This is a genomic window from Microbacterium sp. NPDC006705 (assembly GCF_044903545.1).
GTDB lineage: Bacteria > Actinomycetota > Actinomycetes > Actinomycetales > Microbacteriaceae > Microbacterium > Microbacterium plantarum.
In genome coordinates, this window is sequence record NZ_JBJDQQ010000001.1 from 1669528 (window position 1) to 1692780 (window position 23253).

General features: G+C 69.7%; 13 protein-coding genes. 4 read left to right on the forward strand and 9 right to left on the reverse strand.

Translation table 11 applies throughout. The features are described 5' to 3' along the window. Positions 1 to 5: 5 nt before the first annotated feature. The 9 genes from ACI2K6_RS07960 to ACI2K6_RS08000 form a co-directional block, all read right to left on the reverse strand. A complete protein-coding gene (locus ACI2K6_RS07960; protein WP_282501885.1) occupies positions 6 to 389 on the reverse strand; it encodes an FHA domain-containing protein in 384 nt (127 codons plus the stop codon). Continuing rightward, on the reverse strand, positions 386 to 2677 hold the full coding sequence (locus ACI2K6_RS07965) for a transglutaminaseTgpA domain-containing protein (RefSeq protein ID WP_404568578.1): 2292 nt from the start codon (positions 2675 to 2677) through the stop codon (positions 386 to 388). The genes ACI2K6_RS07960 and ACI2K6_RS07965 overlap by 4 nt, the downstream gene beginning before the upstream one ends. After that, positions 2677 to 4110: a DUF58 domain-containing protein gene (locus ACI2K6_RS07970; RefSeq protein ID WP_269266950.1), complete on the reverse strand. Its 1434-nt coding sequence runs from the start codon at positions 4108 to 4110 to the stop codon at positions 2677 to 2679. The genes ACI2K6_RS07965 and ACI2K6_RS07970 overlap by 1 nt, the downstream gene beginning before the upstream one ends. Then, complete coding sequence (locus ACI2K6_RS07975; protein WP_269266949.1) at positions 4110 to 5081, reverse strand: MoxR family ATPase; 972 nt, start codon at positions 5079 to 5081, stop codon at positions 4110 to 4112. The genes ACI2K6_RS07970 and ACI2K6_RS07975 overlap by 1 nt, the downstream gene beginning before the upstream one ends. Positions 5082 to 5133: 52 nt before the next feature. Then, positions 5134 to 11205, reverse strand: a complete 6072-nt coding sequence (locus ACI2K6_RS07980) for an Ig-like domain-containing protein (protein ID WP_404568369.1) — start codon at positions 11203 to 11205, stop codon at positions 5134 to 5136. Between the two features lie 151 nt (positions 11206 to 11356). Continuing rightward, complete coding sequence (locus tag ACI2K6_RS07985; RefSeq protein WP_404568370.1) at positions 11357 to 13732, reverse strand: ATP-binding cassette domain-containing protein; 2376 nt, start codon at positions 13730 to 13732, stop codon at positions 11357 to 11359. Further along, on the reverse strand, positions 13713 to 14360 hold the full coding sequence (locus ACI2K6_RS07990; protein WP_112615889.1) for a DNA-3-methyladenine glycosylase I: 648 nt from the start codon (positions 14358 to 14360) through the stop codon (positions 13713 to 13715). Before ACI2K6_RS07990 ends, ACI2K6_RS07985 begins: the two co-directional genes overlap by 20 nt. Positions 14361 to 14418: 58 nt before the next feature. Then, positions 14419 to 16539: an acyl-CoA dehydrogenase gene (locus ACI2K6_RS07995; protein WP_404568371.1), complete on the reverse strand. Its 2121-nt coding sequence runs from the start codon at positions 16537 to 16539 to the stop codon at positions 14419 to 14421. A gap of 154 nt (positions 16540 to 16693) precedes the next feature. Then, positions 16694 to 17809: an ROK family protein gene (locus tag ACI2K6_RS08000; RefSeq protein ID WP_404568372.1), complete on the reverse strand. Its 1116-nt coding sequence runs from the start codon at positions 17807 to 17809 to the stop codon at positions 16694 to 16696. A 115-nt stretch (positions 17810 to 17924) separates the two neighbouring features. On the opposite strand from ACI2K6_RS08000, the gene ACI2K6_RS08005 reads away from it, so the two are divergent. The 4 genes from ACI2K6_RS08005 to ACI2K6_RS08020 are packed head-to-tail and all read left to right on the forward strand — an operon-like array spanning position 17925 to position 23230. Further along, a complete protein-coding gene (locus ACI2K6_RS08005; protein ID WP_274178158.1) occupies positions 17925 to 20099 on the forward strand; it encodes an alpha-galactosidase in 2175 nt (724 codons plus the stop codon). 35 nt (positions 20100 to 20134) lie between these two features. Then, a complete protein-coding gene (locus ACI2K6_RS08010) occupies positions 20135 to 21421 on the forward strand; it encodes an extracellular solute-binding protein (protein WP_114588971.1) in 1287 nt (428 codons plus the stop codon). Between the two features lies 1 nt (position 21422). Beyond that, positions 21423 to 22316 (forward strand): carbohydrate ABC transporter permease, encoded by an 894-nt coding sequence (locus ACI2K6_RS08015; protein WP_404568373.1) that lies wholly within the window; start codon positions 21423 to 21425, stop codon positions 22314 to 22316. Continuing rightward, entirely contained in the window at positions 22316 to 23230 is a 915-nt protein-coding gene (locus tag ACI2K6_RS08020) for a carbohydrate ABC transporter permease (RefSeq protein ID WP_114588969.1), read from the forward strand. Before ACI2K6_RS08015 ends, ACI2K6_RS08020 begins: the two co-directional genes overlap by 1 nt. Positions 23231 to 23253: the final 23 nt, after the last annotated feature.

A 23253-nucleotide genomic window follows, 5' to 3' on the forward strand; every position in this document is an offset into this window, starting at 1 on the left:
GGGGCTCACCGCATGACCTCGACGACGAGCCAGCGGTCACCGAGATCGAGCCGGTCACCGCTGTGGAGCACGGTCTCCGCTCCGGGCACGACCGGAACGCCGTCTCGCCCGCGCGTCACGACGACTCCGTTGGTCGAGGCCCGATCGATGACCGCGAGGCCTCCGGCGTCGAGGGGCACGAGTTCGAAATGCGTCCGAGAGAGGGTCAGCGTCTCGTCGCGCAGCACGATCGCATCGGCGCCGGCGGCACGCGACGGGTCGCGGCCGAAGACCGTCCGCCCGTAGACGGCCGTGCGGGTGCCGTCATCCCACAGGAGCAGCGCCCGGGTGCCGGTGCGGATGTCGGGGACGCCCGCGAGCGGTTCCGTGTCGAAGATCATCGCGCTCATGCGTCCCCTCCCCGGGCGCGCCGGGCACGGCCGCGCAGCAAGGAGCGCAGGCTGAGCCGGGCTCGCAGGCGGCGCCACACCGACACCCGGCCGCTCATGCCGACGACGATCGCGTCGACCTCGCGCCAGAAGGCGTCGACGTCCTCGGCCGTGGGCTCTCCCGGACCGAAGACGCGGGCATCCGCCGACGTCGCGAGGGCGGTCACGTCGGGCTGCTCCATCGTCGCGGCGACGACCTGTGCGCTCTCGGTGCGCGTCGCACCCGAGGCGACGGGCGCGTTGAGGTCGACAGCGCGGTCGATCAGTTCGTCCCAGCCGCCCGAGATGCGGTCGGCGGGCTTGTCGGCGTTGCGCCGCTTCGTCCGTCGAGCGGTCTTCACCGCCCCCATGATGACGAAGGGAGCGAAGATGATCGCGAGGACGCCGATGCCGATGCCCACGGGCGCGAGGATGGCGCCGATCCAGTCGAAACCGGGATCCTCCTCGTCTTCCTGATCGCGGTCATTGGCGATCGCGGGCGGCAGCTCGGCCGGCTCCTGAGCCGGGGGCGGCGGCTGCAGCACCTGCGGCTTCGGGTTGGCCCGCGGCGTCGTGGTCTGCTCATTCGGCTCGTTGTCCTCGTCGGGCGTCGGGTCGAACGGGATCCACCCGTACCCCTCGAACGCGACCTCCACCCACGCGTGAACGTTGTCACCGGTCGCGGTGAACTCGCCGGCGGTGTCGCCCTCTTCCGGGTGCCACCCCATGACGACTCGCGCCGGGATGCCCAGCTGCGCCGACAGCAGTGCCATCGCGACGGCGTACTGCTCGTCGTCGCCGATGATCTCGTCGCCGCCGAAGAAGCTCGTGATGCGGGCCGCGCCGTGACCGGACGGCGAATACGGGTCGTCCTCGAGACCGTGGCTGAAGTATCCATCGGTCGAGAGCCAGTCCGCCAGCGCCTGCACCTGCTTGATGGGAGTCTCCGCGTCGCCGACGGCATCGGTGGCGATCTGAGACAGCCCGTCGGGGATGCCCTCCTGCTTCGGCATCTTCACCGGCGCGAAGGCGACATCGGCGAGCGCTTCGTTCGTGGGCCGGACGGGGAACACGGTGTCGACGGTGTAGGTCGTTCCCGGTGCGAGACCCGCGGTGACGGCCGCCGTCCCGGTGGCGTCGTTGTAGTGGGCGGTGCGGCGCAGCTCGTCGGCTCGTTCGCCCTCGAACTCGATCGACCGCACGGCACCGGCGTCGGGCAGCCACACGCCGCGCAGCTCGTCGATCTCGAACTCCACCCGAGCGGGCACACCTTCGGCGTCCGGCGACATGTTCGAGCGCAGGGGCGTGAACGAACTCGACGAGCCGGCGCCCTCGTCCGAGACGTTGAACACGATGCCGTTGTAGGCGTCCATCGTCGCCAGGCGGATGCGGCCGTCCTCCGGGAGGCCCTGCACCGTGAAGAGCGGCGTCTCCGCGTCATCCCGGACGAGTCCGCGGAAGCCCTGCAGCGGGCTCGGGTACTGCTTGACGTCGAAGGGCGGGATGACGATGTCGCGCAGTACGTAGCGCGTCGACGGCGGGCTCGCCACGGCGGCGGTCGCGACGCCGGCGCCCACCGCGACGGCGACCACGGCGGTTCCCGAGATCAGACGGCGCAGCCGCGTGTGCCGCAAGGTCGCGGCATCCGACGTCGCGGCCGGCTCGATGCGCACGGCGGCGTTGTCGGGATCCCACGCCTGTCGCAGCGCGAGCCACACCGACGCCACGACGGCGAAGACGACACCCTGCAGCACGGGCACCGCGGGCTCGGTCATCCCGAGCAGGATCTGCGTGACGAGGAAGGCGGTCACCGGGATCAGCGCCCACGCCGCCTGGCGCAGACGGAGGGCGAGCGAGGCCGTGAGCACCGCCGCGACGAGCGTCAGCAGGAACGGAACGATCAGGTGTCCGTCGTACGGCGCCACCGGAGCCACCGTGGTGAGCAGGCGCTTCCACGACTGCACGGAGCCGAGAGCGAGCTGCGTCCAGGTGTCGAGCGTCGGGATGACACCGAACAGCGCCGTCTGCGGCAGCGCGAGGGCACCGCCGAAGATGAAGTAGGCGGCGACGGTCAGGCCCGCCGTGGGCAGCACGCCCCAGCGACGGCGGGCGCACAGCCAGGCGATGCCGACGCCGATGACCAGTGCGCCGAATCCCGCGAGGAGGTAGGCCGGGCCGTCGAACGTCGGCCCGAAGCCGACGATCGCCACCGCGAGGAGCAGCACGACGGCGATGAGGTCGAGCACGAGCCGGCGGCGCGCGGGCGACATCACGACAGCACCTTCCGCATCGCGGGGGCGAGCTGATCGAGCGCGCTGATCGAGATGACGTCGGCATCACCGACGCGGCGCAGCACCGGGACCTCGGCTGATCGATCGGCGACGACGGCAAGCACCCGCACGCCCTGAGGCAGTCGCGAGCACGCGAGCTTGAGCTCGGCCGGGTCGGCGCCCGACCCGCAGAACAGCACGACGATGGCGATGCCGTGGGAGTTCATCGCGATCGTTCCGGCCAGGGCCACGACGCCGCCGTCACGCTGGCGCGAGTGCTCGAGAGCCGACAGGTTGTCCAACAGCCGACGCGGCCCCTGCGTGCGGAGCGGGCCGCGCTGCGTACGCGCCTCGAGCATGCGGGAGTCGCGCAGCGCGCGCAGGCCGATCGAGCCGGCCGCGGAGATCGCGAGCTCGAACTCGTCGGAGTCGGCGTAGTCGCCGGCGTACGTGGAGAGCCCGAGCACGAAGTGCGACCGACGGGTCTCCTCGTACTGGCGCATCATGAGATTGCCGACGCGTGCGGTGGACTTCCAGTGCACATGACGCAGGTCGTCGCCGGGCTGGTACTCGCGCAGGGCGTGGAACGACACGTCGTCGGGTGCCAGCTGCGTCGAGGGGAGCCCTTCGAGGTCGCGCAGGCGCCCAAGCGAGAGCCCCTCGAGGGGCACGGTGCGCGGGTGCACGTAGAGGTCGACGGCTTGGCGGCGGTCGCTGCTGCGCTCGAAGAGTCCGAGCGGGTCGCCGCGGAGCACGCTGACCGGTCCGACCGCCAGCACTCCGCGGGCGGTCGTGGGGATCGCGAACAGCTCTTCGTGGGCGGCCCCGGGTGCGAGCCGGGGCACGTCGAACTCGCCGCGCCCGGAGCCGACCGGCAGGACGACCCGCGAGGGCAGGATCGGCCGCGACGTGCCGTTGACGAGGGTCAGCCCGCCGATCGCGCGCTCCCCAACGACGACGTGGGTGCGTGTCAGGTCGAGGTCGACGTCGTAGGCGGTGCCGCCGAAGAGGAACGGCACGCTGATGACGACGATCGCGGTGAGGATGACGGCTGCGATGACCATCTCCTGCCAACCGAAGCTGAGTGCGACGACCCACAGCAGCACGGTCGCGAACAGCAGCACCCACCCGAGCGGGCGGATGGTGCGGGTGACGAGGCGGATGCCGCGGCGCGCAACTGCCCACCACGACTCGAGCCGCTCGCGCCAGACGACCAGCCGCGACGGCGCCTCCGCGTTGACGGGGGCGGCATCGGCCGACAGTGTCGTCGTCCCCACCCGGAGGGTCGCGTCCGCGTCGCGCGTGGTGTCACCGACGGTCCGGGTGTCAGCCGTGGTTCCGGCCGTGCTCTCGGCGACCGCCTCACCGCCGGCAGCACCTCGGCCCCGGCGCGTGCGACGCGTCGGGGTCGGGGCGGCAGGGGGTGTGGCCATCAAGCGTCCGCCCGCGCGAGCGGCGCCTCGACGTCGGCGAGGGCGTTGTTCATGACCGTCTCGGCGGTCGTGCCGGTGAACTCGGCCTCGGGGTCGAGCACGAGGCGGTGGGCCCACACCGGCAGCGCGAGCAGCTTGATGTCGTCGGGCACGACGTAATGGCGGCCCTGCGCAGCGGCGTAGACCTTGGCGATGCGGATCATCGCGATGGCCCCGCGCACCGAGACGCCGAGGCGCGTCGCCGACGCTTCACGCGTGGCCTCGACGATCTGCGCGGCGTAACGCGCGACGACCGGATCGATGTGGACGGTCGCGGCCAGGTCGGCCATCTCGCCGACGGCGCGCGTCGTGATCACGGGCTTGAGGTTCGCCGACGGGTTGCGGTCCACGGCGCCGACGAGGATGCGCTCCGAGACCGCGAGGGTCGGATAGCCGATCGACGTCTTGATCATGAAGCGGTCGAGCTGAGCCTCGGGCAGCTTGTAGGTACCGGCCTGCTCGATCGGGTTCTGGGTGGCGATGACGAGGAACGGGCGGCCCACCTCGTGCGCGACACCGTCGACGGTGACCCGCGACTCCTCCATCACCTCGAGCAGGGCCGACTGCGTCTTCGGCGAGGCGCGGTTGATCTCGTCGGCGAGCACGATCGAGGCGAAGACCGGACCGCGGTGGAACTCGAAGCGCTTGTTCGCCTGGTCGTAGATCGTGACACCGGTCACGTCGGAGGGCAGCAGGTCGGGCGTGAACTGGATGCGTGTCGAGGTGCCCTGCACGCTCGCCGCGATCGCCTTCGCGAGGCTCGTCTTGCCCGTGCCCGGCGCATCCTCCAGCAGCACGTGCCCCTCGGCGATCATCGCCGACAGCACGAGCGCCACGACCTCGCGCTTGCCGAGGAGAGCGGCGTCGACGTTGTCGACCAGGCGCGCGAAGGTGTCGCGGAACCACGCTGCCTGCTCGGGTGTCATGCTCATTCGTTCGTTCTCGTTCCTCGTGGTGAGTGGATGCGGGGGGCGGATGCGGGGACTACCAGCGCGTCGTGCCGGTTCGTCCCCAGCCGATGATCTCGGCCGAGATGTCGCGTCCATCGGCGCCGATCCAGCAGTCCAGCTGGATCGACCCATTGGCCGGGACGTTGTACGACGACGGGTAGGTGTTGAACTTCCGGTTTCCGTCGTAGCAGTCGATGCGGTAGTTGCCGGCCGGGAAGTCCTGCGTGTTCAGCTTCAGGTGGAAGCAGCCGTTGACGCAGCCGCCGACCGGCGATCCCTTCTCGACCGAAGCGCGGGGCTGCGGCGGGGGGGGCGGGTTCGGCGTCGTCACGCTCGCCGAGGCTTCACGCGCCTCGCTGCCGGCGGCGCTCACGCGCACCCGGATGGACTGCGTGCTGCTGTAGCCGACGTCGCCCTGCGAGCGCGATCCGCTCGCGTCGACGCGCTGCCAGCCGCCGCCGTTCACGCTGATCTCCGTGGTGATGTCGCGACCGTTGCGGGCGGGCGACGACCACGACAGCGTGACGCGGTTGCCGTCGCGGCTGGCGTTGGCCGACGGGTTGCCGATCTGGCCGTACGGCGCGACCTGGTTGGATGCCGCCGAGGGCTCACCCTCGTACCGCGATCCGTCGGCCGTGGCGACGGCACGAACGCGCACCGTGTATGTGCCGTTGTTGTTGACCTGACCGTTGCCGATCGTGCCCGATCCGCCGTTGCCGCCGCCGATCCAGTCATTGCGCCAGCCGCCGTTGTTGACGGAGTACTGGTAGCTGACCTCACCCGGGTTCGCACCATTGAGCGGCCCGGCCGTCCACGACACGGTGACGCGGTTGTCACCTTCGCTCGCGCTGATTCCGGTCGGGGCGCCGGGAGGCGTGAAGGCGCGTCGAGGTGCGGACGCCGCACTCCACTCGCCCCAGCCCGCCTTGTTCTGAGCGCGGACGACGAACGTGTAGTCGGTCGTCGAGGTGTCGACGGTCACGGCCTGGCTGGTCTGACCGGCGGGCACGCTGATGGTGTCGACGGTCGCACCGCCGCGGCGCACCTGCAGCTGGTATCCAGCGATCGCGTCGCCGTTGTTCGCCGGCTGGTTCCAGCTCACCTGCATCTGCGAGCGATTGCCCACCGGGTTGAGGCGCTGTGTCGACGGCGCTCCGGGCGCGTCCGGCTTGCCGGCGGGCACCATCGCCTGCGACCAGACGCTCCAGCTCGACGGCTCGGGCGCACGGTTGTGGGCTCGGACGCGCACCTGGTACTGGACGCCGTTCTGCAGCCCGTCCCACGTGATGCGGGTACCGGTCACGCCGGTCTTCTCGGCGACCCCGGACGGCGGTGCGGGCGAGATCTGCAGGCTGTAGCTCTCGACGGGCGAGCCCTCGGTGCGCGGAACCGTCCACGACACGTCGAGGCTGCGGTCGCCGAAGGCCAGGCTCGGCGGGTTCGGCGTGTCGGGCCGCTGATCGGGACGCGCGGTCTCGGACGGCAGCGACGGGTCGGACTCGCCGACGCGGTTGGTCGCGGTGACCACGAAGTTGTACTCGACGTTGTTCGTCAGTCCGTCCAGCGTGCACGTCGTCGAACGGCATTCGCGGGTGTACGAGCCGGCGGTCGAGCGGACGGTGTAGCCCGTGATCGAGGCGCCGTTGTCGACGGGCGGCGACCACGACATCACGACCGTGCGACTCTCGACGCTCGTCACTGTCGGCTTGCCCGGCGCATCCGGTCGCCCCTGCACCGTGATGCGGATCTGGCCCTCGACCTCGCGGTCGGGGTCGCCGGTCGCATCCTGGATCCGGTAGCGCACGACCAGCGTGCCCACGAAGTCGGCGCGGCTGGTGACTTCGACGCGGTCGCCGGCGACGGTCGCCGAGGCTCCCGAGGTCTCGGTGAACGCGCCGACCACTTTGAGCGGCGTGCCGGGGAAGGGGTTCACGTCGTTGTCGAGCACAGCGACCGAGATGGTCTTACCCTGGTCGGCCTGCTCGATGACATCGGCGTTCGCGGTGGCGAGCGGGCGCGTCGAGGCGGTCACGGTGACCGTGATCGTCGCCGTCACCGGGTCCGATTCGCCGTCGGTGACGCTCACCTGCACGGGCAGCGAGGTCCCCTTGGCGACGTCCGTGCTCGCCTCCACCGAGAGCACCGAGCCGTCGATGCGCGCGGTCAATCCGTCGGGCGAGCCGCCGACGATCGCGAACCGCAGCTTCTCGGCATCGCCGGGATCGGGGTCGGTCGCGAGCGCGGCGAGATCGAGGGTCCGCGCATCCTCGCCCTGCGCGACCTCCATCTGCGCGCCGATCATGCTCGGCGGGCGGTTGTCGGGCGGCGTGACGGTGATCGGGATCATCAGGGTCGCTTTGCGGCCCTCGGGGTCGTCGGGCCCCGAACCGTCGGTGACTTCGAAGGTCAGGGCGTCCTGACCGAAGTAGTCGGCAGCGGAGGTGTACTCGAGCGTCCGCTCGTCCTTGACGAGGGATGCACCGTTGGAGTGGGCCGCCGTGACCTTCTCGGCCTCGGTGATGACGACATCCCGTCCGCCCGAGGCGCGCACGTACTCCGACAGCGGCAGCTCGACGGTCTCACCGCTCTGGACGACGAGAGGCTCGGTCGAGATGAGGCTCGGCGGCAGCTCGGCGAGCGAGGGCACGTGGATGAAGGCGGCCGCGGTGAGCTCGTCCTCGTCGGTGATGAAGTAGGTGATGAGCTGGCGCTCGTCGGTCAGCGGCACCGACACCGTGCCGTTGGGGCGCACGGTGGCGTTCTCGCCGCCGGCGCCGAGGGTCACGCGCAGCGCACTGCGTGTGCCGTCGGGGTCGTCGTCGTTGTCGAGCACCGCGACCTCGGCCACGCCGTTCTCGTCGACGTCCTCGGCGCGCACGCGATCGTCGCGGGCGATCGGGCGCTGCAGCGGCACGTCGGGGTCGACGGTGATCTGCACGGGGGCCGTCGCGGTGAGGCCGCGGGCGTCCTCGATCGTGTACTGGATGCTCGTGTTCATCGGCACGTCGGGCGCAGTGATGACGATCTGCTCGCCCGACACCTCGGCCGCGAGACCGTCGACGTCCGGCACCTCGAGCGCGTCGGCAGCGAAGCCGAACTGGTCGCCGTCGGGGTCGGAGTCGTTCTCGAGCACCGAGACCGCCACCTGGCGTCCCGGCCGCATGATGACGGCATCCTTCACGGCGTACGGCGCCTGATTGGTCGTCTCGGGCGGCGCGACGCCGACCTGGATACGCGCCGTTCCCTCCTTGCCGAGGCGGTCGCGCACCCGGTAGGTGAACGAGTCGGAGCCGACGCTCGTGTCGAAGGCCTCGTAGACGAAGGTGTTCGACCCGGTCTCGACGATGCGACCCTTGCTCGGCGAGCTCGCGATGCCGATCAGCTCGACGGAGTCGCCGTCCTCGTCGATGCCGTCGAGGGGCACCGGGATCGTGACCTTCGAGCCGCTGAGGGTTCGCGCGGTGAGGTCGCGCGGACGGGGCGCGGCGTTCGCGTCATCCTGACGCGGCAGGATCTGGATCGTCACATAGGCGCCGGCGCGCTGACCCGAGCTGTCGACCGCCTCGTACGTGGCGTTGACGGTCTTGGGCTCGTCACCGGCACGGAACCGGAGCTTGTCCTCCGAGACGAACACCTGGCCGTCAGTCTCGTCGACGAGCGGCGGAACGAGCTCGGGAGACACATGCAGGGTGTCGCCGTTGGGGTGGGTGTCGTTCGCGAGCACGTCGATCGTGACGACATCGCCGACGCGCACGACCGCCGTGTCGTTGTTCGCGACCGGTGGCCGCAGCCGGTCGGGCGCCGGGATCGGGATGACGACGATCTCGCCCGTGGCGGATTGGTCGCCGTTGGAGATCGTGTACGACACCCGCGTCTGCTCGCTGAGCGAGCCCTGGTCGGTGATCCGGACGGTCTCATGGCCGAGCACGGCCGCCGTCACCCCGCCATCGGGGTCGGCCGTCACCGACTGGACGACGAGGATGCCGCCGGCCGGATCGGTGTCATTGCCCAGGACGTTGACGAGCACGTCGCCGCCCGTCGGCAAGAGCGCGACGTCTCGCACCGCGACGGGCGGAAGATTGGTGTCCGCCGCCGGCAGAACGTCGACGCGCACGAGTCCGGGAACGCTGTTGGGTCCCGCCGACACCAGGTAATCGACGTAGTAGGTGTTGACGGCGTCCGAGCTGAAGGTGAAGGTCTGCTCGGCGAAGTCGGGTTGGATCGTCGCGCCCTCGACCTCGTCGACGCGCGTCAGGCGCAGCGGCTCGCGTCCCGCGCTCGTGTCGTTCGTCAGCGGCGACACCGTGACCGATTGACCGACACGGGTCACGACGTGGTCGGCGTTGGTGACGGGAACAGTCGTCCCGGGAGGGCGAACGTCGATCCGGAGCACGCCGGCGCCGTCATCCGTGCCGTCCGAGACGATGATGGGCACGTCCTTTCGGCCCTGCACCGCACCGATCGCGCGATACGTGATCTGGCCGTCGGACGTGAAGTCGGCCTCGTCACCGCCGTCGGGCTGGACCGACTTGAGGAAGATGTCGTCGCCGTCCGGGTCGATCCATTCGCTCAGCACGTTGTACGAGGTGGTGCCGCCGGCCTCGACGGTGACCGGCGTGACGCGCTGCTGGACGGGCGGGGAGTTCTCGTTGTCGCCGCGCACCGAGAGCCGCACCGTCGCGGATGCCTCGCCGCCGCGGCCGTCGTCGGCGGTGTAGGTGAACGACGTCGAGCCTGACGCATCGTCGGGCACGGCGATCTGGAGGGCGCCACCGTTCTGGATCTGCGAGATCTCACCGAACGCGGGATCGCTCGTGGCCTCGGCGACCAGCACGTCGCCGTCGGCATCGGTGTCGTTGAAGAGGACGGGCAGCACGGTCGTGCGACCGGGGCGCACACCGAACGAGTCGTCTACGGCGATCGGCGGCGTGTTCTCCTCGGTCCGCTCGGGCAGGGCGGTCTCGACCGTCTCCTCGGTCGTCTCCTGCTCCTCGTCGCCGGTGCCTTCCGGCGGGGTGATGTCGGTCCAGTTGTCGACGCGCTGCATGTTCTCGCTCGCGAGCCAGGCCGCACCGCCGAACACGTCGTTGAGCACGACGACATCCCGATTCACGCGGAACTCCAGTTTCGCGGCGGGATCGATGCCCTCGATCTCCTGCACCAGATCGTCGGCGTCGTTCGCACAGTCGCGGACGAAGACTCCCGATCCCGACCACGCGCCGTAGGCACAGCCGCCGACGTAGACGGGGTCGGCGGGGGTGCCCTCGGCACCGGCCTCGATCGTCGTCGTCTGTCCCCCGGGCTGCACGCGCAACAGGGCGCTGCGCGTGCTCACGGTGAGGGTATCGGCGGAGTTGGACGGACGCTGCAGCAGCGCATCGGCGGGAAGATCGGTCTGCGAGCCGTCGCCGCCATAGAGCACATTGGTCTCGCGGTCGAGCACGAACGGCGTCTGCCCGAGTGAGGTGATGGCCAGCTCGTGATCCTCGGCGATGCCCTCGAGGCTCCGCTCGGCGGTCTGCGCGACGGTGCCGTCGCCGATCGGCGCGTAGGCGTACAGCGACGCGCCGGCCGCGGACGCGGCATAAATCGTGCCGTCTGTGCCGACCGTCGCCGTCGCGTTCTCCCCGAGCTCGGCGATCGGCTCGTTGCCTTCGAAGCTGAAGCCGTTCACACCGGCGAACTGGACGGTGCGCAGGTCTCCCGCGGCGTCGAGCACCGAGACGGTGTCGGATCCGAGGGCGATCTGCGCGCCCGGCTGCACCTCAGCGGTTCCCGAAAGCACGACCTTCGCGGGATCGACGGCCGACATCGCCGATCCGTCCGCGTCGACCACGACGACGCGGGGACCGGATTGGAGCACGTCGTACTCGGCGGATGTCGTGCGCAGGCTGCCGTCGAGCACGCGGGACTCGTTGTTGTAGTGCCCCACGAGCAAGCTGGACTGCTTCGTCACCCACACGCCGCCGTCGTGGAGATCGACCTCGGTCGTGGGCTCACCCTCGTAGGCGACCGCGAGGGTTCCGATGGTCAGTGCCGCGACGGTGACGATACCGGCGGAGATGAACGTTCGCGGGCGTGCCCGCAGCCACGAGGTCGACGTCATTGGGCTCGGCTCCCCCCGGGGCGACGGTGATCGGCCCGGCTTCCGGGCTCGCACTGGTTGAACTGCGGAACCACCCTATGTCAGGAGAAGTGCCGGATTTGTCGGTTGACATGGGGAGTTCTCCCCATGTCGACCATCGCGATGGTGTGCATCATCTCTCCGATCCGGCGCGGGTGCCGATGTAGCGGCCGAGATGCTCCGCTGTGAGGGTGCCGCCAGCCGCGACGAGGTCGGCCGGTGTCCCCTCGAACACGACCCGCCCGCCGTCGCGCCCGGCACCCGGTCCGATGTCGATGATGTGATCGGCGTGCGCCATGACGGCCTGATGATGCTCGATGACGATGACCGAGTTGCCGGCGTCGACGAGCCGGTCGAGCAGCGCGAGCAGATTGTCGACATCCGCGAGATGCAGACCCGTCGTCGGCTCGTCGAGGATGTAGACCGAGCCGGACGTGGCCATCGAGATCGCGAGCTTCAACCGCTGCCGTTCTCCGCCCGAGAGGGTGCTCAGCGCCTGTCCCAACGTGATGTACCCGAGGCCGACGTCGATCAGGCGCGACAGGACTCCTCCCGCCACCCGCGGCGGAAGCGCCTCGGCGGCCTCCGTCGCACTCAGGGCGAGCACCTCGGCGATGGTGCGCCCGTCGAGGGTGTACTGGAGGACGTCGGGACTGAACCCCGACCCCTCGCATACGTCGCACTCCGTCTCGACGGATGCGGTGATGCCGAGCTTCGTGACGATGACGCCCAGCCCCTTGCAGGCCGGGCACGCGCCCTGCGAGTTGGCGCTGAAGAGAGCGGGCTTGACCCCGTTCGCCTTGGCGAACGCCGAGCGGATCGGATCGAGCAGGCCCGTGTAGGTCGCCGGACTGCTGCGCCGGTTGCCCCGGATCGGCGACTGATCGACGACGACCACCCCGTCCCGCCCTGCGAGGCTGCCGTGGATGAGCGACGATTTGCCCGAGCCGGCCACACCGGTGACGACGGTGAGAGTCCCGAGCGGGATGTCGACGTCCACCGACTTGAGATTGTTGGCGGTCGCACCCCGGATCTCGAGGATGCCGGACGCCGTGCGCACCGCCGGTTTCAGCTGTGCCCGGTGGTCGAGGTGCCGACCGGTCAGCGTGCCGGATACCCGCAGCTCGGCGACCGATCCCGTGAACTGGATCCTCCCGCCGTTCCGTCCTGCGCCGGGCCCGAGATCGATGACGTGATCGGCGACCTCGATGACCTCGGGTTTGTGCTCGACCACGAGCACCGTATTGCCCTTGTCGCGGAGCCCGCGGAGCAGATCGTTCATCCGCTGGATGTCGTGCGGGTGAAGACCGGCTGTCGGCTCGTCGAAGACGTACGTGACGTCGGTCAGGCTCGACCCGAGATGCCGGATCATCTTCGTTCGCTGGGCCTCGCCGCCCGACAGTGTTCCCGAGGAGCGGTCGAGCGAGAGATAGCCGAGGCCGATGTCGATGAACGACTGCACGGTGGCACGCAGTCCCGCGAGCAACGGCTCGACGGAGGGGTCGTCTATCGAGCGGAGCCAATCGGCGAGGTCGGTGATCTGCATCGACGCGGCATCGGCGATGTTCACTCCGGCGATCCTCGCCGAACGTGCCCCGTCGTTGAGCCGCGTCCCCCCGCATGCCGGGCAGGGCATGAACTTCACCGCCCGCTCGACGAACGCCCGGACGTGGGGCTGCAGCGACTCGCGGTCCTTCTGCAGCATCGACTTCGTGACCCGCGGGACGAGTCCCTCATAGGTCATGTTGATGCTCTGGATCTTGACCTTGGTGGGCTCTTTGTAGAGGAAGTCCTCGAGCTCGGTATCCGAGTAGTCGGCGATCGGCTTGTCGGGATCGAGCAGTCCCGACTCGCTGTACCCGCGCACCATCCAGCCGTCGGCGCTGTAGCCCGGAACCCGGATGGCGCCGTCATTGAGAGACTTCGACCGGTCGACCAGCTCATCGATGTCGATGTCGCTGACCTCGCCGAGCCCTTCGCAGTCGGGGCACATGCCGCCCGTCACCTGGAACGACCGGCGTTCCGCACGGCCTTCCTCGCCTCCGACGGCGATCATGATCTCGCCGGCACCCGACACCGACGGCACGTTGAACGAGAACGCCTGCGGCGACCCGACGAACGGCTGGCCGATACGGCTGAACAGCACGCGCAGCATGGCATGCACGTCGGTCGCCGTGCCGACCGTCGAGCGGGCGTTCGCGCCCATCCGCTCCTGGTCGACGATGATCGCCGGACTGATGTTCTCGAGCGCGTCGACATCGGGGCGCCCGATCTGCGCCATGAACTGCTGGACGAAGGTCGGGTAGGTCTCGTTGATGAGACGCCGCGACTCGGCGGCGATCGTGCCGAAAACGAGCGAGGACTTGCCGGAACCGCTCACGCCCGTGAAGACGGTCAGCCGTCGTTTCGGGATGTCGACGTCGACACCGTTCAGATTGTTCTCACGCGCACCGCGGACGCGGATGAGCTCGTGCGAATCGGCGGCGTTCTCAGCGGATGCGGCGGCCATCGGACATCCTCTCGGTACGAACCTCCCCATTGTGGGGCTTCGTGTCGTCGAGGGCGAGAGCTCGGTGGCATCCGACGACGTGGTCGTCGACCATGCCGGACGACTGCATGAGCGCGTACATCGTCGTCGGCCCGACGAACCGGAACCCGCGGCGCCGCAGGGCCTTGCTCATCGCCTCGGATTCCGCCGTCACCGGGGGCACGTCGGCGAGCGTTGCGGGGCGTGGCCGGTCAGCCTCGGGCGCGAACGACCACATGAGCTCGTCGAACTCGCCGTCGGAGAAGCCGAGCAGCAGCCTCGCGTTCGAGATGGTGGCCTCGATCTTCGCCCGATTGCGGATGATGCCGGCATCCGCCATGAGGGCCGCGATCTCGTCGGCGCCGAATGCGGCCACGCGCACCGGCTCGAATCCCGCGAAGACTTCGCGGAAGCGCGGGCGTTTGCGCAGGATCGTGATCCAGCTGAGCCCCGCCTGGAACCCCTCGAGGCTCAGCTTCTCGAACAGCGCGCGGTCGCCGTGGAGCGGGCGCCCCCATTCTTCGTCGTGGTAGCGCCGGTACTCGACGTCATCGCCCACCCAGCCGCATCGGTCCAGGCCGTCGGGTCCGGTGATGAGGTCGAGCGCCATTCCGCCAGGCTAGCGAGCGCCGCCGACATGCCGCGGTTCGCCACCGCCGCAGCCGGTCTCACGAGCCGCGCTTGCCCGACTTCGCGAGCGTCTTCTCCGAGACGGGCGCGGTACCCGACGCGGCGAGGTCGGCGAAGTACTCGCGTGCCTCGCGCTGCCGCTCCGCCTCCGCGCCCGACGCGATGGGCGCGCGGACGTGCTCGGGCGCGAAGCCGAAGGCGTCGACGAGGTCCTGGGCATGCGGGCGCAGACGCGTGCACAGCCGGTCGATGTAGCTCGTGACGGCCGCCGCGCGCTGGGTCGAGAGGCGACCGTTGATGAGGTACCACGCGAGATGCCGCTCGATGAGGGTCAGACCGAAGAGGTCGCGCAGCCACACGAGCACCTGGCGGGTGCCCTCGTCTTCGATGCGCTCGACACCCTGTGCGAACGCTTCCCACTGGAGGAGCTCACCGTGAGCGCGGGCGGCCTCGATCAGCTCCGACTGGTGCTGGTTGAAGACGGCAGCGGCATCCTGCTGCGACATCTTCGATGCGGGCCGCAGCGCGGCGGCGATGTCGGCGATCATCTGCTCGACCCGGCCCGTCAGCAGCTCGTGCTGCTGCTCTGCCCGCAGCCCGAGCTGCACCGATCGTGCCGTCTGCCCGAAGTCGGCGACCGACTGACCGAGCCGACGCAGCCCGGCACCGTGGAACACGCGCTCGGCGGTGGAGACGGCGGCGAACTTCGCGAGCGCCTTCGCGTCGGCTCCCTTGAACTGCTTCGCGTAGTCGCTGAGCAGACGCTTGCCCACCAGCTGCAGGAGCACGTTGTTGTCGCCCTCGAAGGTGGCGAAGACATCGAGGTCGTGGTGCAGGTCGACCATGCGGTTCTCGGCGAGGAAGCCCTGGCCTCCGCACGCCTCACGGCACTCCTGGATCGTGTCGAGCGCATGCCACGTCGACAGCGGCTTGAGGGCGGCGGCGAGCGTCTCGAGGTTCTCGCGCCCCTCCGGGGTGTCGGTGCGCCCCGAGAACACGCCGTCGAAGGACTGCAGCAGCTCGTCGTGCGAGAAGAACTGCGCGTAGGTCTGCGCGATGCGCGGCAGCAGGCGGCGCTGATGCCGGCCGTAGTCGAGCAGGGTGACCTCGTCGGTGCCGGCACCGGAGTCGAACTGACGACGCTGGTTGGCGTACGTCACGGCGATGTACTCCGCGAGCGCCGAGGCGGTCGTGGCGGAGCCGTCGAGCGATACACGCCCCTGCACGAGGGCGCCGAGCATCGTGAAGAACCGGCGGCCGGGGCTCGCGATGTCGGAGCTGTAGGTGCCGTCCGCAGCGACGTCGCCGTACCGGTTGAGCAGGTTCGTGCGCGGGATGCGGACGTGATCGAAGTGGAGACGGCCGTTGTCGATGCCGTTGAGCCCGCCCTTGACGCCGTCGTCCTCGCCGCCGACACCGGGCAGGAAGTTGCCCTCGTCGTCGCGGAGCGGCACGAAGAAGCAGTGGACGCCGTAGTTCACGCCGCCCGTGATCAGCTGAGCGAAGAGGGTGGCAGCCTTGCCGTGCACCGCCGCGTTGCCCAGGTAGTCCTTCCACGCACCGCGGAACGGCGTGTGGATGACGAACTCCTCGGTCTCGGGGTCGTACGTGGCGGTCGTGCCGATGGCCGCGACATCCGATCCGTGCCCGGTCTCGGTCATCGCGAACGCGCCCGGCAGGCGCATCTCCATCGCGTCGCGCAGCCAGGCGTCGTGGTGGGGCTTCGTGCCGAGCTGGTGGATGGCCGAGCCGAAGAGGCCCCACTGCACGCCGGATTTGATCTGCAGGCTGGGGTCGGCCAGCACGAGCTCCTGGAAGCCGGCGAGGTTCGCACCGTTGTCGCCGTCGCCGCCGTACTCCTTGGGGTAGCCGCGTCCGGAGGCGCCGCGTTCGACGAGCAGGTGGAGCTGCGTGAGCACGCGTTCGCGGTGCTCGGCCATCGGCTCGCCCGGGATCTGCCAGAACACGGGATCTTTGATCATCTCGCGTGCCTCGCGCCGCGTCGCCGCCCAGGTTCCGAGCAGCATGTCGGTGACCGCGTCGATGTCGATGCGCGCCTCGTGCGCCTCCTCCGCGGTATGGGGCGCGGTCGGGGCTCCCCCGGCGGGGGTGCGGTCTGCGGTTGCGGGCTTGTGGGGACGAACAGCGGCGTCGGTCATCGCGTGCCTTTCGACGTCGGAAGGATCGGAGTCAGTATTCACGGTAGGACTTCCACAACGCCTCGCCAAGCGAGTTGGTCGGTCAGCACAACCGGATGCCGGTACGTCGGCGACCCGCATTGTGCGACGGCGACATCCACGCTCGCCTCTGCGATCAGCGCGCGCCCTGCATCCGCGCCATCGCGGACTGGATCGCCACCGCCGCCGCGCCCCGGGCCCACGCTCGGAAGCCCGTCTCGTCGACGTGGATCGTGATCTCGGCGGCATCCGCGGACCGCCCCGCGCGGATCGCGTCGCGGATCTCGGTCTCGGCGAGCGCGAACAAGCCGATACCTTCGCCCGCGAGGACGACGTCCGCCTGCAGCGAGAGGTTCGCCGCGAGCGCGATCATCCGGCCGAGAGCGATACCGGCGCCGGCGACCACGGCGCGCGCCGCGGGCTCTCCCGCACTGGCGAGCCGCAGCGTCTCGTCGTAGTCGACGGGCCGGCCGAGTGCCGCCGAGACCTGCGCTGCGATCGACCCCGACGAGAGCATCGCCTGCGAGCAGCCGCGGTGCCCCTCGGAGCACAACGGACCATAGGGATCGAGCGGCAGATGCCCGCCGGTGCCGACGATGGCGTCGAGCGTGCGCACGACCCGACCGCCGACGACGAGGCCATAGCCGACGCCGGCGCCGATCGTGATCGTGATGAACCCCGGCAGACCGCGACCGGCGCCGAACCACCGCTCGGCCTCGGTGAGGGCGACGAGGTCGTTCTCGACCGTCACGGGCGCGCCGATCGCCTGTTCCAAACGCGCGCCGAGGTCGACCTCGCCCCACCCGAGGAACGGCGCGTGGCGCACGACGCCGTCGTGGACGTTGCCGCCGAGCCCGAGACCCACGCCGACGAGCCCGTCAGCGCCGAGCGCCGTAACGGCCGCGGCGACCTCGACGACGACGGCATCCGGGTCGCGATCGGGGATGGGTCGCTCGTGTTCGGCGAGAAGGTCGGCACGGATGTCGGTACGCACGGCGTACAGGCCGTCTCCGGTGAGCTTCATGCCGATGAAGCAGCCCGAGTTCGGGGCGATGTCGAGCGGGCGCGACGGTCGGCCGATCGAGCCGTCGGCGATGTCGTCGAGCTCGACGAGCAGGCCGCTGTCCAGCAGCGGTTTGGCGAGCCGGGTCAGGCTCGCCGGCGACAGACCGAGTCGCGTCGTGAGCTCGCGTCGCGACAGCGGACCGTGAATGAGGACGGCGCGGGCCAGGGCGGCTTCGTTGTCGCTCATCGTCACCCCTTATCGAGTTGGTTCCAGTGTGACACAAAAGTGGGTGCTGGCTGGCGCAAATGGCGTCGAATCATCGCGCTGGGTGATCCTTTATTTTCATGGTAGAACTAACCCCATGCCCGATTCCGACAACGATGTCCTCCACGATCCGACCGACACGACGGCACCGGTCGGCGCGGTCGCCCACCTGCGCCGCGACGGCACGAGCGTCGTCGTCGACCTCGCGGCACAGCCGCATCCTGCGATCGTGCACTGGGGCGAAGACCTCGGCGACGCCTCGGAACGCACGCTGCAGTCGCTCGCGATCGCGGCGCGGCAGCAACGCGTCTCGGGCGGCCTCGACACGACGGCCCGACTGACCCTCGCGCCGACCGAGGCATCCGGCTGGCTCGAGACCCCCGCCGTGGAAGGACACCGCGACGGCCGCGGCGCGAGCGCCCTGTTCACTCTGCGCGACGCCGTCGTAAACACAGACGCAATGCGCGTCGACCTGGCCGACGACGAGGCCGGGTTGGCCCTGCGGGTCGATCTCTCGGTCGGCGCCGGCGGGCTGCTGCGCGGCCGCCTCACCCTGCGCAACACCGGCTCGACCCCGTACACGGTGCTGACGCTGCAGGCGATGCTGCCGTTGCCGTGGGATGCCGCCGAGATCCTCGACACGACGGGGCGACACCTGCGCGAGCGCTCCGCCCAGCGCCACGATCTCACCTTCGGATCGCACGTGCGCGAGAGCCGGCGCGGCCGTCCCGGCGCCGACGCCACGCTGCTCCTGGCCGCCGGACGCCCCGGCTTCGGCTTCGAGCACGGGCGCGTGCACGGCGCACACGTCGCGTGGAGCGGCAACCAGCGACTGCTTGCCGAGCGCACCCCGACGGGCGATGTCTTCCTCGCCGGCGGCGAGCTCTACGGACCCGGCGAGATCATCCTGGCCCCGGGCGAGGAGATCGCCTCGCCCGAGCTCCTCGGGTCGTGGGGCGACGGCCTCGACGAGCTCGCGGCGCGGTTCCACGCCGGCGTGCGTGCCCGCCCGCAGCACCCGCACCGTCCGCGCCCCGTGACCCTGAACACGTGGGAGGCGGTCTACTTCGACCACTCACTCGAGAAGCTCCTCGCGCTCGCCGACCGGGCCGCCGAGCTCGGCGTCGAGCGGTACGTGCTCGACGACGGCTGGTTCCGGCTGCGCCGCGACGACACGGCCGGACTCGGCGACTGGTACGTCGACGACACCGTGTGGCCGCAGGGACTGCACCCCCTCGCCGACCACGTCGTCGCCCGCGGCATGGAGTTCGGCCTGTGGTTCGAGCCCGAGATGGTCAACCCTGACAGCGACCTCGCGCGGCAGCATCCGGAATGGCTGTTCCGCGGGCGCGCCGGACTGCCACCCTCGGCCCGCCAGCAGCAGGTGCTCAACCTCGCGCATCCGGGCGCCTACGACTACATCTCCGAGCGCATCCACGCGATCCTCGCCGAGTACCCCATCGCCTACATCAAGTGGGACCACAACCGAGACCTCGTCGACGCGGCATCCGGTCCGGGAGGCGCACGCCAGGTGCACGCGCATACCCTCGCCGTGTACCGGCTGATCGACGAGCTCAAGGCGACCCACCCGGGGCTCGAGATCGAGAGCTGCGCGTCGGGTGGCGCCCGCACCGACCTGGGCATCCTCGACCGCACCGACCGGATCTGGACCAGCGACTGCCTCGACCCCGTCGAGCGCCTCGAGATCCAGCGCTACACCGCCCTCGTGGTGCCGCCCGAGATGATGGGCATGCACCTGACCACGCCCCATGTGCACTCGACGGGGCGCACCGTCTCGCTCGCCCTGAGCGGCGCCGTCGCCCTGTTCGGACACTTCGGGATCGAGTGGGACGTCACGACGATCTCGGATGCCGACGCGGTCGCGGTCGCGGAGTGGGTGGCTCTCGCCAAACGCGTACGCCCGCTCGTCGCGACCGGGCGGCTCGTCAACGTCGACGTCACCGACCCGGGGCTCGACGTGCGCGGCGTCGTCGGCGCCGACCGGGACGCGGCGTTCTTCACGATCGCCCAGACGCAGACGCTCATCTCCTCGCCCGCCGGCCGCGTCCGGTTGCCGGGACTCGACGACGCGACGGAGTACCGCGTGCGACTCATCACTCCGTGCGGCCTCGTGCAGACCCCGGCGCAGTCGCCGCTGGACTGGGCGCACCACGACACGGTGCTCACCGGACGCCAGCTCGCCGTGACGGGGGTACGTCCCCCCGTGCAGAACCCGCAGCAGGCCGTCGTCGTCGAGATCACCCCGGCCTGACCGACCCATCCCCCCAGCGCAAGGAGGCGCGCCCCATGAGAAGACGAACCATCCGCACCGCCGCCGCCGTCGTCGGGCTCACCGCCCTGATGATCGGAGCCGGCGGATGCGCGGCGAACCCCGGCGACGGGGTGACGACTATCGACTTCTTCCAGTTCAAGGGAGAAGCCCTCGAGGACTTCACCGAGATCATCGCGCAGTTCGAGGCCGAGAACCCCGACATCCGGGTGGTCCAGAACCAGGTCGCCGATGCCGAGACGCTGATCCGGACGCTGCTCGTGAAGAACCGCACGCCCGACGTCATCACACTCAACGGCAACGGGAACTTCGGCAAGCTCGCCGAGGCCGGGGTCTTCTACGACTTCTCGGACGAACCTGTGCTCGACACGATCAACCCCGGGGTGCAGCAGATCCTCGAGCAGCTCGGCAACGCCCCCGGCGAGGTCAACAGCCTCGGCTACGTCAACAACGCCAACGGGATCATCTACAACCGCGCCATCTTCGCCGAGCAGGGCCTCGAGGTGCCCGAGACGTGGGACGAACTGATCGCGCTGTGCGACACGCTCGTCGAGCGCGGCATCCCGCCCTTCGCCACCTCGCTCGCCGAGAACTGGACCGCCATGCCGTCGTGGAACGGCATCGGTGCGTACGCCGCGCAGGACGGCTTCTTCGACGCGATGCGCTCGGAGGGCGAGAACGTCGGCCCGGACGCTCCGGTGTCGTTCGAGCAGGACTTCCCCGAGATCATGGAGCGTCAGGCGCAGCTGTTCGCGTATTCGCAGGAGGGCTACCGCGGGGCCTCGTACGACGACAGCACGGCGCTGTTCGCGCGGGGCGGTGCCGCGATGATGCTGCAGGGCATCTGGGCCCTCAGCCCGGTCAAGGCCGTCAATCCCGACATCGACGCGGCAATCTTCCCCTACCCGGTGCCCGAAAGCCCCGACGACCGCATGCTCGTATCGGGTGTGGACGTGACGGTGACGATGGCTCGCGACACCCCGCGCAAAGAAGAGGCGCTGCGCTTCATCGAGTTCCTCTTCCGCCCGGATGTGATCGAGCGGTTCGCAGCAGCCCAGACCATGGTGCCGTCCGTCGTCGGCGCCGAACTGGGCGACGACCCGGCCCTCGAGTCGATCGCGCCCTACTTCGACAGCGGCCGGATCACCGGCTTCATCGACCACCAGGTGCCGACGGCCATTCCGCTGACGGGCATCGTGCAGCAGTTCCTCTACGACGGCGACGTCGACGGGGCCCTGCGCACCCTCGACAACGAGTGGCGCAAGGTCGCCGCCCGCACCATCACCCCGGTCGAGGAGGACTGAGATGGCCACCACCGTCGCCCCCGCCCCGCGCTCGCGATCGAAGCTCGCTCCCCGCGCCTACTACTGGTTCGTGTGGCCCGCCGTCATCGCGTTCGCCGCGTTCCACACCCTGCCGGTCATCATCGGCGTGTTCTTCAGCTTTACGAACTATGCCGGCTACGGCACGTGGGACTTCGTCGGCATCGCGAATTACGTCAACATCTTCCGAGACGACCGCGTCCTGCAGGCCTACACCTTCTCGTTCCTGTTCGCGATCGTGGCCACGGTGCTCACCAACGCCATCTCGCTCGCGATCGCGCTCGGCCTCAACGCCAAGATCCGAGCCCGGAACTTCTGGCGCGGCGTGTACTTCGTGCCGTACATCCTCGCGGTGCTGGTCGTGGGCTACGTGTTCCAGTTCGTGTTCTCGAACTCGCTGCCGAAGATCCTCTCGGGCATCCCGCTGTTCCGCGACAACATCCTCACCAACCCCGACTGGGCGTGGACGGCGATCGTCGTGCTGGCCGTCTGGCAGGCCTGCGCCTTCTCGATCATCATCTACCTGGCGGGGCTGCAGACCATCCCCGCCGACATCTACGAGGCGGCATCCATCGACGGCGCCACCCCGGCCCGCCAGTTCCGCTCGATCACCTTCCCCCTGATCAGCGCCTTCTTCACCATCAACGTCGTGCTCAGCCTGAAGGGCTTTCTGCAGGTGTTCGACCCGATCATCGCCCTCACCAACGGCGGCCCGGGAACCTCGACCGAGTCGGTGACGATGCTGATCTTCCGCGGCGGCTTCACGGGCGGCGAGTTCGCCTACCAGACCGCCAACGCCGTGATCTTCTTCATCGTCATCACGATCGTTTCGCTGCTCCAATTCCGGGTCCTTCAGCGCAGAGAGGCCGACTTCTGATGTCCAGCTCCACCTCCACCCCGGTCGAGGCCGGCCCCGCCACCACCGCCGTCGTCGTCCCCCGCCGTCGTCGCGGCGGTGGCGACCCCGGAGACACCCGCCCCACGAACTGGTGGGCGACCGCGCTCATCGCGGTGTGCTCGCTCACGGTCATCATCCCGCTGTACCTCGCCGTCGCCGTCGCCCTCAAGACGCCGGCGCAGCTCGCCGACGGCACCGGGTTCGAGCTGCCGTGGCCGATCAACTGGGACAACTTCGCCGTCGCGTGGGAGCGCACCGACTTCCCGCAGGCGCTGCTGAACACCGCCATCATCACCGTGGGCTCGGTCGTGTTCACACTGTTCACGAGCTCGCTGGTCGCCTACGCGCTCGCCCGAAACCTGCACCGCCCGTTCTTCAAGGGCGTGTTCTACTACCTGCTGGCCGCGCTGTTCGTGCCGTTCCCGATCATCATGCTGCCCCTGGTGAAGCAGACGTCGCTGCTCGGGCTCGACAACCCCGGCGGCATGATCGTCCTCTACACGATCTACGGCCTGAGTCTGAACATCTTCATCTACACCGCGTTCATCCGCTCGATCCCCATCGAGCTCGAAGAGGCGGCGCGGATGGACGGCGCCTCGACGTGGCGCGTGTTCCGGCAAATCGTCTTTCCGCTGCTCATGCCGATGAACGCCACCGTCGGCATCCTGACGTGCGTCTGGGCCTGGAACGACTTCATCATGCCGCTGGTCGTGCTGACATCGCCCTCAGACCGCACGCTGTCGCTCGCGCAGTACGTGTTCCAGGGGCAGTACAACACCGACTACACCGTGGCCTTCGCCTCGTACCTCATGGCGATGGCGCCGCTGCTGATCATCTACATCTTCTCGCAGCGCTGGGTGATCTCCGGGGTGATGCGCGGCTCGATCAAGTAGCCGCGGCGGGAGCCGGCGAAGCG

What these genes read in the sequence shown, in the direction of transcription:
- ACI2K6_RS07960 (WP_282501885.1), bottom strand. Translation starts at nt 389, where the DNA reads ATGAGCGCGATGATCTTCGACACGGAACCGCTCGCGGGCGTCCCCGAC.
- ACI2K6_RS07965 (WP_404568578.1), bottom strand. Translation starts at nt 2,677, where the DNA reads ATGTCGCCCGCGCGCCGCCGGCTCGTGCTCGACCTCATCGCCGTCGTG.
- ACI2K6_RS07970 (WP_269266950.1), bottom strand. Translation starts at nt 4,110, where the DNA reads ATGGCCACACCCCCTGCCGCCCCGACCCCGACGCGTCGCACGCGCCGG.
- ACI2K6_RS07975 (WP_269266949.1), bottom strand. Translation starts at nt 5,081, where the DNA reads ATGAGCATGACACCCGAGCAGGCAGCGTGGTTCCGCGACACCTTCGCG.
- ACI2K6_RS07980 (WP_404568369.1), bottom strand. Translation starts at nt 11,205, where the DNA reads ATGACGTCGACCTCGTGGCTGCGGGCACGCCCGCGAACGTTCATCTCC.
- ACI2K6_RS07985 (WP_404568370.1), bottom strand. Translation starts at nt 13,732, where the DNA reads ATGGCCGCCGCATCCGCTGAGAACGCCGCCGATTCGCACGAGCTCATC.
- ACI2K6_RS07990 (WP_112615889.1), bottom strand. Translation starts at nt 14,360, where the DNA reads ATGGCGCTCGACCTCATCACCGGACCCGACGGCCTGGACCGATGCGGC.
- ACI2K6_RS07995 (WP_404568371.1), bottom strand. Translation starts at nt 16,539, where the DNA reads ATGACCGACGCCGCTGTTCGTCCCCACAAGCCCGCAACCGCAGACCGC.
- ACI2K6_RS08000 (WP_404568372.1), bottom strand. Translation starts at nt 17,809, where the DNA reads ATGAGCGACAACGAAGCCGCCCTGGCCCGCGCCGTCCTCATTCACGGT.
- ACI2K6_RS08005 (WP_274178158.1), top strand. Translation starts at nt 17,925, where the DNA reads ATGCCCGATTCCGACAACGATGTCCTCCACGATCCGACCGACACGACG.
- ACI2K6_RS08010 (WP_114588971.1), top strand. Translation starts at nt 20,135, where the DNA reads ATGAGAAGACGAACCATCCGCACCGCCGCCGCCGTCGTCGGGCTCACC.
- ACI2K6_RS08015 (WP_404568373.1), top strand. Translation starts at nt 21,423, where the DNA reads ATGGCCACCACCGTCGCCCCCGCCCCGCGCTCGCGATCGAAGCTCGCT.
- ACI2K6_RS08020 (WP_114588969.1), top strand. Translation starts at nt 22,316, where the DNA reads ATGTCCAGCTCCACCTCCACCCCGGTCGAGGCCGGCCCCGCCACCACC.